General features: G+C 71.1%; 16 protein-coding genes and 1 pseudogene. 11 read left to right on the forward strand and 6 right to left on the reverse strand.

Annotated features, from left to right (window positions below; genetic code table 11):
• Positions 1-97 precede the first annotated feature (97 nt).
• Positions 98-199 (forward strand): annotated as a pseudogene (locus AB0J42_RS27930) (IMP dehydrogenase); the annotation flags it as partial.
• Between the two features lie 15 nt (positions 200-214).
• Here AB0J42_RS27930 and AB0J42_RS27935 read toward each other — a convergent pair.
• The 3 genes from AB0J42_RS27935 to AB0J42_RS27945 form a co-directional block, all read right to left on the reverse strand.
• On the reverse strand, positions 215-484 hold the full coding sequence (locus tag AB0J42_RS27935) for a hypothetical protein (RefSeq protein WP_364299485.1): 270 nt from the start codon (positions 482-484) through the stop codon (positions 215-217).
• A 1-nt stretch (position 485) separates the two neighbouring features.
• Positions 486-851 (reverse strand): hypothetical protein, encoded by a 366-nt coding sequence (locus AB0J42_RS27940; protein WP_364299487.1) that lies wholly within the window; start codon positions 849-851, stop codon positions 486-488.
• Positions 852-982: 131 nt separating this feature from the next.
• A complete protein-coding gene (locus AB0J42_RS27945) occupies positions 983-1,600 on the reverse strand; it encodes a helix-turn-helix domain-containing protein (RefSeq protein ID WP_364299489.1) in 618 nt (205 codons plus the stop codon).
• A 136-nt stretch (positions 1,601-1,736) separates the two neighbouring features.
• Between AB0J42_RS27945 and AB0J42_RS27950 the strand changes: the two genes are divergently transcribed.
• Positions 1,737-2,387, forward strand: a complete 651-nt coding sequence (locus AB0J42_RS27950) for an NAD(P)H-dependent oxidoreductase (protein ID WP_364299491.1) — start codon at positions 1,737-1,739, stop codon at positions 2,385-2,387.
• Between the two features lie 3 nt (positions 2,388-2,390).
• Here the strand turns inward: AB0J42_RS27950 and AB0J42_RS27955 are convergent, their stop codons facing one another.
• The 3 genes from AB0J42_RS27955 to AB0J42_RS27965 all read right to left on the reverse strand — a co-directional run bounded on the left by AB0J42_RS27955 (position 2,391) and on the right by AB0J42_RS27965 (position 4,815).
• Positions 2,391-2,699 (reverse strand): hypothetical protein, encoded by a 309-nt coding sequence (locus AB0J42_RS27955; protein ID WP_364299493.1) that lies wholly within the window; start codon positions 2,697-2,699, stop codon positions 2,391-2,393.
• 17 nt (positions 2,700-2,716) lie between these two features.
• The gene (locus AB0J42_RS27960; protein WP_364299495.1) at positions 2,717-4,102 is read right to left on the reverse strand and encodes a M48 family metalloprotease; all 1,386 of its coding nucleotides are present in this window, start codon (positions 4,100-4,102) and stop codon (positions 2,717-2,719) included.
• A gap of 83 nt (positions 4,103-4,185) precedes the next feature.
• Positions 4,186-4,815 (reverse strand): TetR/AcrR family transcriptional regulator, encoded by a 630-nt coding sequence (locus AB0J42_RS27965; RefSeq protein ID WP_364299497.1) that lies wholly within the window; start codon positions 4,813-4,815, stop codon positions 4,186-4,188.
• Positions 4,816-4,920: 105 nt separating this feature from the next.
• On the opposite strand from AB0J42_RS27965, the gene AB0J42_RS27970 reads away from it, so the two are divergent.
• From AB0J42_RS27970 to AB0J42_RS28010, 9 genes are read left to right on the forward strand one after another with little or no spacing between them, the layout of a single operon-like run.
• Positions 4,921-5,700 carry an enoyl-CoA hydratase/isomerase family protein gene (locus tag AB0J42_RS27970; protein ID WP_364299499.1) on the forward strand — a complete coding sequence of 260 codons (780 nt, stop codon included), beginning with the start codon at positions 4,921-4,923 and terminating at the stop codon, positions 5,698-5,700.
• Positions 5,697-7,928, forward strand: a complete 2,232-nt coding sequence (locus AB0J42_RS27975) for an AMP-binding protein (protein WP_364299501.1) — start codon at positions 5,697-5,699, stop codon at positions 7,926-7,928. The genes AB0J42_RS27970 and AB0J42_RS27975 overlap by 4 nt, the downstream gene beginning before the upstream one ends.
• Positions 7,929-7,953: 25 nt before the next feature.
• A complete protein-coding gene (locus AB0J42_RS27980; protein ID WP_364299503.1) occupies positions 7,954-9,114 on the forward strand; it encodes a substrate-binding domain-containing protein in 1,161 nt (386 codons plus the stop codon).
• Positions 9,111-9,914 (forward strand): ABC transporter ATP-binding protein, encoded by an 804-nt coding sequence (locus AB0J42_RS27985; RefSeq protein ID WP_364299505.1) that lies wholly within the window; start codon positions 9,111-9,113, stop codon positions 9,912-9,914. Before AB0J42_RS27980 ends, AB0J42_RS27985 begins: the two co-directional genes overlap by 4 nt.
• Positions 9,911-10,624 (forward strand): ABC transporter ATP-binding protein, encoded by a 714-nt coding sequence (locus AB0J42_RS27990; protein WP_364299507.1) that lies wholly within the window; start codon positions 9,911-9,913, stop codon positions 10,622-10,624. The genes AB0J42_RS27985 and AB0J42_RS27990 overlap by 4 nt, the downstream gene beginning before the upstream one ends.
• Before the next feature lie 37 nt (positions 10,625-10,661).
• Entirely contained in the window at positions 10,662-11,528 is an 867-nt protein-coding gene (locus tag AB0J42_RS27995; protein WP_364299509.1) for a branched-chain amino acid ABC transporter permease, read from the forward strand.
• A complete protein-coding gene (locus AB0J42_RS28000) occupies positions 11,525-12,580 on the forward strand; it encodes a branched-chain amino acid ABC transporter permease (protein ID WP_364299511.1) in 1,056 nt (351 codons plus the stop codon). The genes AB0J42_RS27995 and AB0J42_RS28000 overlap by 4 nt, the downstream gene beginning before the upstream one ends.
• Complete coding sequence (locus tag AB0J42_RS28005) at positions 12,577-13,590, forward strand: 3-oxoacyl-ACP synthase (RefSeq protein WP_364299513.1); 1,014 nt, start codon at positions 12,577-12,579, stop codon at positions 13,588-13,590. The genes AB0J42_RS28000 and AB0J42_RS28005 overlap by 4 nt, the downstream gene beginning before the upstream one ends.
• Before the next feature lie 55 nt (positions 13,591-13,645).
• Positions 13,646-14,191 (forward strand): sigma-70 family RNA polymerase sigma factor, encoded by a 546-nt coding sequence (locus AB0J42_RS28010; protein ID WP_364299515.1) that lies wholly within the window; start codon positions 13,646-13,648, stop codon positions 14,189-14,191.
• Positions 14,192-14,202 lie beyond the last annotated feature (11 nt).

Genomic DNA, 14,202 nt, shown 5'->3' on the forward strand with positions numbered 1-14,202 from the left:
GGGTCGCGTTTGTCATCTCTCCAGCGGGGTGCCCTCTTCCGCCTGCCCGGGCCAGGGGTGGGGCCGTCTCACCAGTCGAGAACGCATCGGCCTTGGGATCGTCGCGATGAGCCGCCACGCGCCCCGGCAGGAGCTGGCCCGCGAGTTCGGCGCGACCGACATCCTCACCGAGCGGGGCGACGACGGCGTGGCGGCGCTGCTGCGGCCCTGACGACTATCGATTCTTGGTCCGTACGGTGAGGCGTTGCGGGCCGTTGGCGTTGTTCCCGCTGCCGCTGTAGTCGTTATTGGACTTGTACGAATCGATCACGTTCGAAAAGTTGCCGCTGTTGACGGACTTTCCCTGATTCCAGTAGTTGCCCCGGTTCCGGGAATTCTTCTTGCCCTTGTGGTGGCCTGCCGCGTGGTGGAAAGTCACGGGCTCGTGCGGAGTGGCCGGGGTGGCCGTCGCGAGCAGCGCCAGGGCGAGAGCGGCGATGTGCATGTCACCTTCCCCGGCGCAGAGACTGGGATCCGTTGGCGATGTTGCCGCTGCCGTCGATCGCGTTGTTGCTCTCCGTGGAACCGTTCACGTTCGAGAAGTTACCGCTGTTGATGGGGTCGCCTTCGCTGTGGTAATTCCCGCTGTTCGTGGAGTTGCCGCTGTTTTCCGCGCCGTTGACGCACTTCGTCGGCGAATCGGGCATCGGGGAGTTGTAGTTGACCAGCCGGTTGCCGCAGACGACGCCCGGCACCGTGCTCATCACCGTGCCGAGGTCCGCGCCCAGCAGCCGGGCGAGTTCGGAAGGCTCCTGAGGTCTCGGTACGGCCGCCGCAATACCGGCTGACATTAGGCCGAACCCGGTCATCATGACGATCAAAGCGAGCCGAATCCGATTTCTGCGCACTGCCGCCCCCGTTTCGAGATCGCCGCCGAGCGTATATCCCGGCCGAAAGCACGGGCAACGTCAATGGCGCTGTGTCGCCATTCCCCGGGTGAATTTCAGCCGGCCTGGAAGACGCGTTCGACGAGCGCCTGCCAGCTTTCGGCCAGCGGATGTCCGGTTTCCTCGGCGGGCGGCGCGGTGGCCTCGTCCATCGACAGATAGAGCAGCAGCGGCCCTTCCAGCGCGGCGGTGAGCTGGAGGGCGAGCGTGTCCGGGTGGGGCAGGGACAGCCCGGCCTGCCCGATCAGCATGCGGATGTGCGGCCGGGTCATGGCGACCTCGCCCACCGGGATCGGCTGGGCGCGGTCCAGCGCGGCCCGCGCGATGGCGTGGTGCTCCACGAGGAAGGCGATGCGGGCGCGGCCGTAGGCGATCAGGCGCTCCTCCGGGCCGGCGCCGGGGCCCAGCGGGGGCGGCCCCGACAGCACCCGCTCCTGGAAACGGTGCTCCTCCTCGTCGAGCAGGGCCTGGAAGATGCCGGCCCGGGTGCCGAAGCGGCGGAAGACGGTGCCCTTGCCCAGCCCGGCGCGCTCGGCCAGGGCGTCCATCGTCACCTTCCGCGTCCCGTGCTCGGCGATCATGGCGCGGGCGGTCGCCAGCAGGTGCTCGCGGTTGCGCGCCGCGTCCGCGCGCTCGCCGCGTGGCTTGCCGAGGGGTACGACGGGCGAGTTCACGCGATCAATCTACCCGGGGAATCTAAGCGGGGTGAAGTCCGTTTAGCATGTGAGAGACGCGGGGTCCGCAGCACCCGCGCGCGACCGTGCCCCGCCGTCTGCGGGAGCGCTTACCTTCGACCGAAGTGAGTGACTCATGCGCCTTTTCCGGCTTGACGCCAGCATTTTCCCGGACACCTCCGCGAGCGCCGAGCTCGCCGACCGCGTCGAGGCCGAGTGGCGATCCGCCCACCCGGCGGGCGAGGTGACCCGCCGCCACCTGGGCACCGACCCGCTCCCCGCCGACGCCTGGGCGCTCGCCACCGCCGCCCGCCACACCCCCGAAGGCGACCGTACGCAGGAGCAGCGCGACGCCCTGGCCCTGGCCACCGAACTGGCAGGCGAACTCCGCGACGCCGACGCCGCGATCGTGGCCGTCCCCCTCTACAACTACGGCGTCTCCCAGCACTTCAAGACCTGGGTCGACCTGGCCATCGCCGGCGCCGACCCCGCCACCCCGCTGCTCAAGGAGAAGCCCGCCGTACTGATCACCACCATCGGCGGCGGCTACGGCCCCGGCGCGCCCCGCGAGGGCTGGGACCACTCCACCCCCTACCTCAGGCGCGTCCTCGCCGACCTCTGGCAGGCGGACCTCACCGTCATCAAGCGCGAACTCACCCTCGCCGACAGCACCCCCGGCATGGAGAACCTGCGCGACCTCGCCGCCCAGCAGCACCGCGAAGCCCTCGCCGCAGCCGAGGAGGCCGGCCGCACCCTGGCCAAGGCCGCCAAGCTCGAACGCGTCTGACGCTCAGGTCGACGTGCCGAAGAGCAGGCCGACGGTCAACAGAGCCAGGGGGACCAGACTCGCGATCAGGTAGGGCTTGGGACCGTCGGCTGAGCGCCGGCGCATGAGCAACGGCCAGGCGATCAGCAGCGCCGCCGTCCCGGTGAGGATGAGCCAGTCGTCGGCGAGCGCCCAGGCGATGCTCTGCAGGACCCGGGCGGCGGCCTCACCGAGGCTGTCGCCGATGAGCATGAACGCCGGCAGGCCGACGAACGACGACAGCATGAGCCGGGCGATCAGAGCGGCGGGCCACGCCAAGGCCAGGCCGGTCAAGCCGAAGCGCCCGGCTGCTACGGCGCGGCGCAGGCCGGTCGGGGGTGAGTGAGCAGCCCGGAGGCCCGGCGCACCACGCCGGCGGGGGCTTCCCGCCTCTGCCACGTCAGCGCCCGCTTCAGTGCTTCCGCGCCGCGCAGCCGGATGGCTAGCCGGTCCGCGCTGAGTTCGGCCAGCCACAGCGCCGTCACCGGCAGGATCAGCACTCTCAGCGGGACGGTGGAATGGACCAGAAGCTGCGCGGTGAGCTCGGGTCCGGCCGGCGCGCCCGACGCCGCGTACAGGGTGATCGGTACGAAGGCGACCGCCAGGAAGACCGGCCCCCAGACGCGGATCATCCAGGCGAAAGGGCTGGTCAAGCCGACGATGAGGTGGTCGCCCTGGCGGCGGTGCGCGATTTCGTGCAGCAGGACCGCCTCGGCGGCCTCATGGTCGGAGCGCCACAGGATCGTCAGCGGGCGGAAGACGGCGATGCGTGCCTTGGTCCAGCCGTATGAGTAGATGCGCGCCAGCCGGTCGCCGTGCTCGCTGAAAGTCACGGTGATGGACGGGTCGTGCTGGGCCACGAACGCGGCGATCTCCTGGATCACCGGGTTCTTACTGGGCACCAGTGCGTGCCGTCGCTCCGCTCGCCTGCCGTTGAGCCGGGGCTGCAGCACGCTGAGGATGCCCGCGAGCAGGACCAGGGCTGGGAAGATCTGGGCGATGGTCGCGACGCTGAGCAGGATCCCCGCATTGCGGGCGACCCCGGTGGGGCTGTTCGCCATCAGGGTCGCGTACGCGTCCGCCTGCCGGATCCAGTCGTGGATCAGTCCCGGCATTCCGACGAGAAGGTACGCGATCAGGTAGAACCACAGCCACGGGGGCAGCATCGTCCCCGGTGAGGGCCGTCGCCGAGGCGGTGGGAGCGCGGGGGCGGTGGCGGCCAGAGCGGACAGCAACTCCCGGATGTTCTCCGTGGAGTTGCCGGGGTCGAAGATCGCCTCCAGCACCTGGTAGGCCCGCTCCTCGGCCTTCTCCTCGCCGTAGCCATGCCCTTTCAGCTGCTCGATCAGCGCGGTGAGGGCGCGGTCGAGCAGTTGTTCCTCGTCCTGCCCCAGAGATCCGGAGGAGGGGGCCGCACGGCGGGACTGGATGAGGGCGTAGACAGCGAGGGCGTTGCCGATCAGGCCGCTCGCGAGTACATCGGTGATGGCGCGCAGGCCGTCGAGGATGGCGGGGAGCTCTCCGATGCCGGCGCCCGGGGCGAACCCTCCCGCCTCGCTCGGACGTCCCGAGGAGAAGAGGTTGCGGCGGCGCTCTCCGCCGGCCGCGTAGGCGTGACCGACGTCGGCGGCGAAATCCACTTCATGGGGGACGATGCGCTCGGCGAGACGGCGAGACCATGCACCGATGATGTCCACGATGCCTCCAGGGAGACAGGCGCGTGCTCAGCGCATTCGCCGAGTGATCGTTCACTCACTCCATCTGGTCTGCGCGGGTTTCGTTACGAGGCGGGGGTGCCGAGGCCGCGGGTGATGAAGGCGTACATCTCCTCGAAGACGTCGTCCGGGATCTGCTTGGGCTCCGGGCCGTCCCAGAGGATCCAGCGCATGCCGATCAGTTCGCCGACGCCCATCAGGGCCCAGGCCAGCACCTCGGGGTCGGCGCGGACGACCTCGCCGGTGTCCATGGCGTGGCGGAGGCCTTCCACGTAGCCTTCGGCGATCTTGGCGTAGTGCTGGTGGAGGGCGTCGGGGGAGACGAACTCGGCCTGGCGGATGATCCGGTAGAGGGCGGGGTGTTCGGCGGTGAAGCGGAAGTAGCCGGCGAAGCCGAGCCGTTCGCGTTCGGCGCGGGTGCGGCCTTTGGAGGACTCTTCGGACATGGCGTGCCGGACGCGGCGGTTGAGGTCGGCGACCAGTTCGTCGAAGATCTGCTGTTTGCCCTCGAAGTAGATGTAGAAGGTGCCCTGTGACACCCCCGCCGCCTCGGTGATCTTCACGATGGAGGCGTCGTAGTAGCCGAGCGCGGCGAAGACCTCCTCCGCCGCGTCGAGCAGCTTTCTGCGTGTGCGCTCCCCTCGCTTGGAGAGTGGCGTGCCTCGCGTGCTCGTGAGGATCTCGGTGTCCGTCATGGTCTCAACATATTAGCTGAATCATCTCTCATGTAGCCCCTTGACCCGATCCATGGGACAACTCTAGCTTGTATGTGAATCACGTCTCATGTTGAGGAGGTGGCGATGGCGCCGCCCGTGGTCATCGAGGACGACGGCTCCGTCGCGACGCTCGTGCTGAATCGTCCGGAGCGGCACAACAGCCTCGTTCCCGAGCTGCTGACCGCCCTGCTCGAGGCGCTCGCCGACGTCTCGCAGGCGCGGGCCGTGGTGCTGGCCGCCGCGGGCCGCTCGTTCTCGACCGGCGGCGACGTGCGCGCCTTCGCCGAACGCGACGGCGACGAGCTCCGCGACTACGCGGACGAGCTGGTCGGCCTGCTCCACGAGACGATGCTCGCGCTCATGCGGCTGCCGGCCCCGGTCGTCGCCGCCGTCCAGGGCACGGTGACCGGCGGGTCGCTCGGGCTGCTGCTCGCCTCCGACCTCGTGCTGATGCACCCGGCGGCCACCGTCGCCCCCTGGTACACCACGGTCGGCTTCACCCCCGACGGAGGCTGGACGGCGCTGCTGCCGGAGCGGATCGGGACGGCGCGCGCCGCCGCGGTGCAGTTCACCAACACCGCGATCGACGCGCCCACCGCGCTCGCCTGGGGGCTGGCCACCGGGATCGACCCGGACGTCCGGCGGGCCGCCCAGGACACCGCCCGGACCGTCGCCGGTCAGCGCCGGTCGGCGACGCGCGAGACCAAGCGCCTGCTCCGCGGCGATCTGGACGCGGTCGCCGCCCGCCTCGACGCCGAACGCGCGGCCTTCGTCCGGCAGATCACCACCCCGGAGGCCCGCGAGGGCATGACCGCGTTCCTCGCCGCGAGCCGAGCCATGGGATCCACAAGGGAGCGGATGTGAAAGTGCCCGACATGCTCGGCGCCCGTGCCGAGCTGAGCCCCGGCGCGACCGCGCTGGCCGACACCCTCACCGGGCGTGAGTTCGACTACGCCACGGCCTCCGATCGGGCCGGCCGGACGGCTCACTACCTGCGCGACGGGCTCGGCGTCCGCCGCGGCGACCGGGTGGCCGTGCTGAGCGGCAACCGGGTCGAGGTGATCGAGCTGCTGATCGCCTGCGGCCGGATCGGCGCGCTGCTGGTGCCGCTGAACTGGCGGCTGTCGGTGCCGGAGCTGGCCGGCGTCATGGCCGACTGCGGCGCCGCCGTGCTGCTCGCCGACACCGCCCGCGCCGAGGCCGCCGAGCGGCTCGACGCCAAGTCCGTACTGCTGGATGAGTCGTACGAACGAGCACTCGACGAGGCGGACCCGCTCACCGGGCGGTACTGGAACGACGAGCACGATCCGTGGTACCTGCTCTACACCTCCGGCACCACCGGCCGGCCCAAGGGCGTCATCCAGACGTACGGCATGGCCGTGGCCAACCATCTCAACATCGGCACCGCCATCGGCCTGACCTCGGCCGACACGACGCTGAACGCGCTGCCCACCTTCCACACCGGCGGCATCAACCTCTACACGCTGCCCACGCTGCTGGCCGGGGGCACCGCGATCGTGCAGCACGAGTTCGACCCGGCGCTGACGCTGCGGCTGCTGGCGGAGCGGGTCACCGCGTTCTTCGGCGTGCCCACCATGTACCAGCTCCTGCGCGACCACCCGGACTTCGCCGCCGCCGACCTGTCCGGCGTGCGGTCCTGGGCGTCCGGGGGCGCGTCCCTGCCGGTGCCGCTGCTGCGCGAGCTCGCCGGCCGGGGCATCGTGGTACGGCAGGGCATGGGCATGACCGAGACCGGGCCCACCCTGTTCCTCATCGACGAGGCGCACGCCCTGTCCAAGGCGGGCTCGGTGGGCAAGCCGCAGCTGTTCGCCGAGGTGAAGCTGGCAGGCCCGGACGGCGAGCCCGCGGACGAGGGCGAGCTGCTGATCCGCGGCCCGGGCATCACCCCCGGCTACTGGAACCAGCCCGAGCTGACCGCCGCCGCGTTCACCGAGGACGGCTGGCTGCGCTCGGGCGACGTCGCCCGGCGGGACGCGGACGGCTATTACACGATCGTCGACCGGGTCAAGGACATGTACATCTCGGGCGGCGAGAACGTCTACCCGGCCGAGGTGGAGCGCGTGCTGCTGGAGCACCCGGCGGTGGCGGAGGCCGCCGTCGTGGGCGTGCCGGACGAGCGCTGGGGCGAAGCGGGCCGGGCCTGCCTGGTCCCCAGGCCGGGGGCGGTGATCGAGCCCGGGCAGGTGCGCGCGTTCTGCCGCGAACGGCTGGCCGGCTACAAGGTGCCCAAGCACGTCGAGGTGGTCGAGGCCCTGCCGCGCAACGCCGCCGGGAAACTGCTCAAGGACCGGCTCCGGGCCGTCACCTGGAGCGAGACGTTCACCGTACGCCAGCATGACTTCGACCGGTTCGCCGCGCTGAGCGGCGACGACAACCCCATCCACGTGGACCCCGGGTACGCGGCGACGACCCGGTTCGGCGGCACGGTCGCGCACGGCATGCTGCTGTTCACCCTGATCCGCACCGCCGTCCGCCGCCACCATCCCGGGGCGGAGCTGGCCGCCCAGAGCCTGAAGTTCCCGGCGCCGACCCCGGCGGGCGAACGCGTCACGGTCACCGCGCGCGGGTCGGCGACCGAGCTGGACATCACGGTGACCAGGAGCGACGGCACCACCGTGTGCGAGGCCGTCACCACCCTCGGGACGCGGCCGGACGCGCCGGAGGCCCCGCCCGCGCAGGCGGGAACGTTCCGGGACGGGCCGGGCAGCTGGTGGGACCGGGCGGTCGGGCGCCGGGCGCACCTCGACCGGACCTTCACCGAGGTGGACCTGGCCGGATACCGCGACCTGAGCGGCGACACCACCGGGGACGCCGTGCCCGAACCCCTGATCGCGGGGCTGTTCTCCACGCTGCTCGGCACCGATCTGCCGGGCAACGGAACCATGTACCTCAAGCAGGAGATGCGCTTCCACGGCCAGGTCAGGCCGGGCGACGCCCTGCGAGCCGAAGTGACGATCAGCGCCGTCCGCCCCGAGAAGGCACTGGTCGACCTGCGCACCGTGGCGACGATCGGGACGCGCGTGGTGTGTGAAGGCGAGGCCCTCGTCATGGCCCGTCAGTTCGTCCTCTAACCCCCCCTTTGAAGAGGAGATGTCCATGAAGCGATCCGGCATCGCCATAGCCGCCATGCTGGTCCTCGGCCTCGCCGCCTGCGGAGGCGGCGCGACCGGAGGCGGAGCCGAGGGAGCCGCGGTGAAGGTCGGCCTGGTGACCTCGACCAGCGGCCTGGTCGCCGGCTACGGCCAGCAGTTCACCGAGGGTTTCAAGGCCGGTCTCGACTACGCCACCGACGGCACCGGCAAGGTCGGCGACACCGCCGTCGAGGTGACCTACCACGACGACGCCAGCGACCCGGCCAAGGCCACCGCCGTGGCCACCGACCTGATCGGCAAGGGCTACAAGATCCTGGCGGGGACGGTCTCCTCCGGCGTGGCCATGCAGCTCGCCCCGCTGGCCGCGCAGAACAAGGTCCTCTACATCAACGGCGCCGCCGCGGCCGACGACATCACCGGCGTCAACCCCTACACCTTCCGCTCCGGCCGCCAGACCTGGCAGGACGTGCGGGTGGCCGAGGCGGTGGTGGACGGCGTGCAGGGCAAGAAGGTCGTCGTCTTCGCCCAGGACTACGCGTTCGGCCAGGCCAACGTGGCCGCCGTGCAGGCGGTCCTGGGTGAGGCGGGCGGCGCGGCCGTCACCCCGGTGCTGGTGCCGCTGAACACCACCGACTTCACCCCGTTCGCCCGGCAGATCGTGGACGCCGCGCCCGACCTGCTCTTCGTCGCCTGGGCGGGCGACACCGCCGCCAACATGTGGCAGACCCTCGCCCAGCAGGACGTCTTCGCGCACACCAAGGTGGTGACCGGCCTGGCGGACCGGGCCACGTTCAGCTCGTTCGGCCCCGCCGGAGACAAGATCAACTTCCTGGCGCACTACTTCGCCGAGGCCACCGACAACGAGCCGGCCAAGGCCCTGGCGGACGCGCTCGGCAAGAAGCCGGACATCTTCCACACCGACGGCTTCACCGCCGCCCAGATGCTGGTCCACGCCATCGAGCAGGGCGACGACGTGGAGAAGATGATCAGCGGGCTCGAAGGCTGGACGTTCGTCGGCCCCAAGGGCGAGATGACCGTCCGCGCCGAGGACCACGCCCTGCTCCAGCCGATGTTCCAGGCCACACTCAGCGGCGACGTGCCGCAGCTCACCGGAACGCTCCAGCCCGACCAGGTCGCCCCGCCGGCCAACCCGATCAAGCGATGAGAACCGACACCGCAGGGGGAGCGCGGCCCGGGACCGCGCCCCCCGAGGGGCGGCCCATCCTCGAAACCCGGGGGCTCGGCGTCGCGATCGGCGGCGTCCAGATCCTCAGCGACGTCTCCCTGTCGGTCCGGCGCGGCGAGATCCTGGCCGTGCTGGGCCCCAACGGCGCCGGCAAGACGACCCTGTTCAACATGCTCACCGGCCTGCGCCGGCCGACCAGCGGCAGCATCCACCTGCAAGGCGTGGACATCACCGGCGAGCCCGTCTTCCGCCGCGCCCGGCTCGGCCTGGCCAGGAGCTTCCAGATCACCAGCCTGTTCCCGTCGCTCACCGTGCTGGAGAACGTGCGGCTGGCCGCCCAGGCCCACCTCGGCGGCAGCCTCGCCCTGTGGCGGCGCGTCCGCCGCACCGACCCCGCCGTGGAGCAGGCGCGCGAGGCCCTGCGCACGGTCGGCATCGAGGCCCACGCCGACGACCTCGCCGCGTCCCTGTCCCACGGCGGCAAACGCAAGCTGGAGGTGGCCCTCGCCATCGTCGGCAAGCCCGCCGTGCTGATCCTGGACGAGCCCACCGCCGGGATGAGCGCCGAGGACGTGCCGGAGCTGACCGAGGTGATCAGGCAGGTACGCGACGCCCACGGCACCACGATCGTGCTGGTCGAACACCGGATGGACGTCGCCATCGCGCTCGCGGACCGGATGGCCGTCATGCACCACGGCACCCTGCTCGCCTGCGACACGCCCGGCAACGTGATGGCCGACCCGGTCGTGCAGTCCGCCTACCTCGGGGAGGCCCTGTGAGCACGCCGGAAACGGTCCTCTCGGTCTCCAGCCTCGACGTCCACCTCGGCGAGTCGCACGTACTGCAGGGCGTGTCGTTCGAGGTCCGCTCGGGCGGCGTCACCGCGCTGCTCGGCCGTAACGGCGTCGGCAAGACGACCACCCTGCGCGGCCTGCTCGGCCTGGTCCCGCGGAAGGGCGAGATCCTGCTGGAAGGCAGGGACATCTCCCGCCTGCACACCCACGAGGTGGTCCGGCTGGGCGTCGGCTACGTGCCGGAGAACCGGGACGTCTTCGCCGGCCTCACCGTGCAGGAGAACCTGCGCCTGGCCGAGCGGCCCGGCGGCCCGCACCACTACGACCTGGTGTACGAGCTCTTCCCCCGGCTCCGCGAACGCCTGCGCCAGCGGGCCGGGACGATGTCCGGCGGCGAGCAGCAGATGCTGGCCCTGGCCCGCGCGCTGCTCAACGACAACCGCCTCCTGCTGATCGACGAACCCAGCCAGGGCCTGGCCCCGCACCTGGTGACCCAGCTCGCCGACGCGCTCGCGCGGGTCGCGTCCCTGGTCACCGTCGTGCTGGTCGAGCAGAACCTCAACCTGGTCCGCCGCCTGGCCCGGGACGCGGTCGTCCTGGACCAGGGCCGCGTCGTCTGGACCGGCGACGTGGGCGGGCTGCTCAACGACGACGAGCGAACACGCGACTACCTCGGAGTGGGGGTGGCACGATGACCGGCCGCCGATACCTGAGCCGCAGCGAGGCGGCGGCATGAGCACCTTCATCCTGTTGACGATCACCGGGCTCGGCCTGGCGGCGCTCTACTTCCTCGTCGCGTCCGGCCTGTCGCTGATCTACGGGCTCATGGACGTGCTCAACTTCGCGCACGGCGCGTTCCTCACCATGGGCGGCTACGCGGCCTGGCTCATCGGGGACGCCACCGGCAGCTTCACCCTCGGCGTGCTGGCCGCGCTCGTCATCTGCACGCTGCTGGCGGCGCTGATGGAGACGACGCTGCTGCGCAGGCTGTACGGGTCGCACGTGCCGCAGGTGCTGCTGACCGTCGGGCTGCTGCTGGCGATCACCGCGCTGATCCGGTCGATCTACGGCTCCGACGCCCACCCGCTCACGACCCCCGCCTGGATGAACGAGACGACCGAGATCCTCGGCGCCCCCATCCCCAACAACCGGTTCCTGCTGATCCTGGTGGCCGTGGCCGTGTACCTGGCCATGTCGGCCTTCCTGGCCAGGACCCGGTACGGGCTGATCATCCGGGCCGGGGTGGAGAACCGGGCGATGGTGACGGCGCTCGGCATCGACGTGCGGCGGGCCTTCACCCTGGTCTTCGCCATCGGCGGCGCGCTGGCCGCCCTCGCCGGCGCGCTCACCGGGGCGATCAACAACGCGGTCTCGCCGGAGCAGGGCATCAACCTGCTGATCTACGCGTTCATCGTGGTGATCATCGGCGGTCTCGGCTCGTTCCGGGGCTCCGCGCTGGCCGCCATCCTGGTCGGCCTGCTCCAGCAGTACGCCAACTTCTACGGGCTGGTGGGCGCCGGTGACCTGATCGTGGTGCTCATGCTCGCCGCCATCCTCCTCATCCGCCCCCAGGGCCTGCTCGGAAGGGTCGCGACATGACGGACCAGATGACCCGCCCCAGGACGGTGACCACGGCGCGCATCCTGGGCGGCCCGCGCCCGTGGGTCAGGCCGGTCACGCTGGCCCTGCTCCTGCTGGTGGCCGCGCTGCCCTTCCTCGACGTGCAGCTCCCGCTGCTCTTCGACGGGCCGCTCTCCAGCCCGGGCGTGCTGCACCTGCTGTCCCTGATGTGCGTGATGGCGGCCATCGCGGTCACCTACGACCTGCTGTTCGGCTTCACCGGCCTGCTCTCCTTCGGGCACGGGCTGTACGTGGCGATCGGCATGTACACGACCGCGGTGGTGCTGACCACCACCGGCCTCGGCCTCGGCGGCGCGCTCGGCTACGTGGTGCTGGCCGGGGTGGCCGTGCCGCTGCTGCTCGGCGCCGTCGTACTGCGGGTGGGCGGCATCGCCTTCACGATGGCGACGCTGGCCTTCGCCCAGGCCGGGGCCATCTTCGTGGTGCGCGACCCGTTCCGGGTGACCGGCGGCGAGCTCGGCCTGGCTCTGCCGTACGAGCAACTGCCCGAACTGCTGGTCGGCGTGGTCAACGCCCGGTACCGGTACTGGCTGGCGCTGGCGCTGCTGGTGCTGACCGTCGTGGTGGTGCGCTGGGCGCTGGCCTCCCGGCCGGGCCGGGTGTGGCGGGCCATCCGCGACAACGAGACCCGGGTCACCGTGCTGGGGCTGCGCTCGTACGCGTTCAAACTGATGGCCTTCACCCTGTCGTCGTTCCTGGCGACGCTGGCCGGGCTGGTCTACGCGCTGATCGTCGGCGGCGCCCACGCGGAGGTGACCAACTCGACCTTCACGCTCGGGCTGCTGGTCATGGTCGTGCTCGGCGGCTCCGGCCGGCTGTGGGGCGCGGTCATCGGCGGCCTCGTCTACACGTACCTGAGCCACCGGCTCGGCGACCTGGGCTCCACCGTCAGCGGGCCGCTCAGCGAGCCGATGTTCGTGCTCGGCGTGCTCTTCGTCGTTCTGATCATCTTCCTGCCCGGCGGCATCGTCTCCCTGATCCGCCGTACCGAACCCCGAGGAGAAGCGTGACCGTGCGGATCGCCGGAACGGCGAGTTACCTGCCACGCCGCCAGATGACCGCCTCCGAGATCTCGGCCCTGAGCGGCATCCCGGAGGACGTGATCGTCGAGCGGTTCGGGCTGAGCGGCAAGCACATCGCGCTGCCCGGCGAACACGTCACCGACATGGCGGCGCAGGCGGGCAAGCAGGTGCTGGCCGAGACCGGGACCGACCCCGCCGACCTGGACGCGGTGGTCTACTTCGGCTCGACCTGGAAGGACCACGCGGTGTGGCACGCCGCGCCGCGGATCACCCACCTGCTCGGCGCCCGCCGGGCGTTCGCCCTGGAGCTCGACTACGTCTCCTGCGGCACCCCGGTGGCCTTCCGGGTCTGCCGCGACCTGATGGTGGCCGAGCCGCACCTGAAGCGGGTGCTCGCCGTCGCGGCCAGCCGCGAGTCGTACCTGCTCGACTACACCAACAGCCGCTCCCGGTTCGCCTTCAACTTCGGCGACGGCGCCGCCGCCGCGCTGTTCACCCGTGACGGCGGCGTCGCCGAGGTGCTGGGGAGCGAGATGGTCACCGACGGCTCCTTCGCCCACCAGGTCCGGGTCCCCGCCGGAGGCAGCGCCGAACCGGCCAGCGAGGAGACCGTCAAGAACGGCCGGCACCTGCTCGACGTGTTCGACCCGGTGTCGATGAAGGAGGGACTGGACCGGGTCTCGCTGCCGAATTTCGTCCGGGTCGCCGAAGGGGCGCTCCGCCGGTCCGGGTTCGGGCTCGGCGACGTCGCGCAGCTCTGTGTCCTGCACATGAAACGCTCGATGCACGAAGGGCTGCTCGCCGCGCTGGGCGTGCCCGCCGACCGCGCGCTCTACCTGGAGGACACCGGCCACATGAGCGGCGTGGACCCGCTCCTCGCCCTCGACCGCGCCGCCCGCCTGGGCAGGCTCTCCTCCGACGACGTCGTCCTCCTCCTCGCCGCCGGCACCGGATACACCTGGGCCGCCACCGCCCTGCGCTGGATGCCGTCAAGCTAGACAGGAAAGTTCGGCTCCGGCGGTAATCCGGAGGTGGCAGGCGGGACTACTGGGTGTGGACGATCCCGAAGAGCGATTCACCCTGCTGTACGACCGGTACTACCGGAACGTGCTGGGCTACGTGCTGCTCCGCGCCGAGCAGGCGGTGGCCGAGGACGTGTGCAGTGAGACGTTCCTGGTGGCCTGGCGGCGACTCGACGAGCTGCCCGAGCAGGTCCTGCCGTGGCTGCTCGGCGTCGCCCGCAACAAGCTGGCCAAGCATCGTGAGGTCCGGGCCCGGCGGCAGAGCCTGGCCGAGCGGATCTCCGCGCTGACCGGCGAGCGGGAGCACGTCGCCTGGGATGTCGCCGAGCACGTGGTGGACCGGGAGCAGGCCATCTCCGCCCTGCGCGCCCTTCCTGAGAAGGACGTGGAGGCGATGATCCTGGTCACCTGGTACGGCCTGACGCCAGATCAGGCCGCGACCGTCATGGGCTGCTCGGCACGCACGTTCAACGTCCGGCTGCACCGGGCGCGCAAGCGCCTCGACAGCAGGCTGCGCCACGAAGCGGCGACCGCGCGACGGCCGGTGCGCCGGACGCGGTTCGCCGAGGAGAGCTGACACCCATGGGG

Source organism: Nonomuraea sp. NPDC049649 (genome assembly GCF_040675175.1).
GTDB lineage: Bacteria > Actinomycetota > Actinomycetes > Streptosporangiales > Streptosporangiaceae > Nonomuraea.

Excerpts from the sequence above, each read along its gene's own strand:
- AB0J42_RS27940 (WP_364299487.1), bottom strand. The coding sequence starts at position 851 with ATGATGACCGGGTTCGGCCTAATGTCAGCCGGTATTGCGGCGGCCGTA.
- AB0J42_RS27970 (WP_364299499.1), top strand. The coding sequence starts at position 4,921 with ATGGCGCCGCCCGTGGTCATCGAGGACGACGGCTCCGTCGCGACGCTC.
- AB0J42_RS27950 (WP_364299491.1), top strand. The coding sequence starts at position 1,737 with ATGCGCCTTTTCCGGCTTGACGCCAGCATTTTCCCGGACACCTCCGCG.
- AB0J42_RS28000 (WP_364299511.1), top strand. The coding sequence starts at position 11,525 with ATGACGGACCAGATGACCCGCCCCAGGACGGTGACCACGGCGCGCATC.
- AB0J42_RS27980 (WP_364299503.1), top strand. The coding sequence starts at position 7,954 with ATGAAGCGATCCGGCATCGCCATAGCCGCCATGCTGGTCCTCGGCCTC.
- AB0J42_RS27985 (WP_364299505.1), top strand. The coding sequence starts at position 9,111 with ATGAGAACCGACACCGCAGGGGGAGCGCGGCCCGGGACCGCGCCCCCC.
- AB0J42_RS27965 (WP_364299497.1), bottom strand. The coding sequence starts at position 4,815 with ATGACGGACACCGAGATCCTCACGAGCACGCGAGGCACGCCACTCTCC.
- AB0J42_RS27995 (WP_364299509.1), top strand. The coding sequence starts at position 10,662 with ATGAGCACCTTCATCCTGTTGACGATCACCGGGCTCGGCCTGGCGGCG.
- AB0J42_RS27935 (WP_364299485.1), bottom strand. The coding sequence starts at position 484 with ATGCACATCGCCGCTCTCGCCCTGGCGCTGCTCGCGACGGCCACCCCG.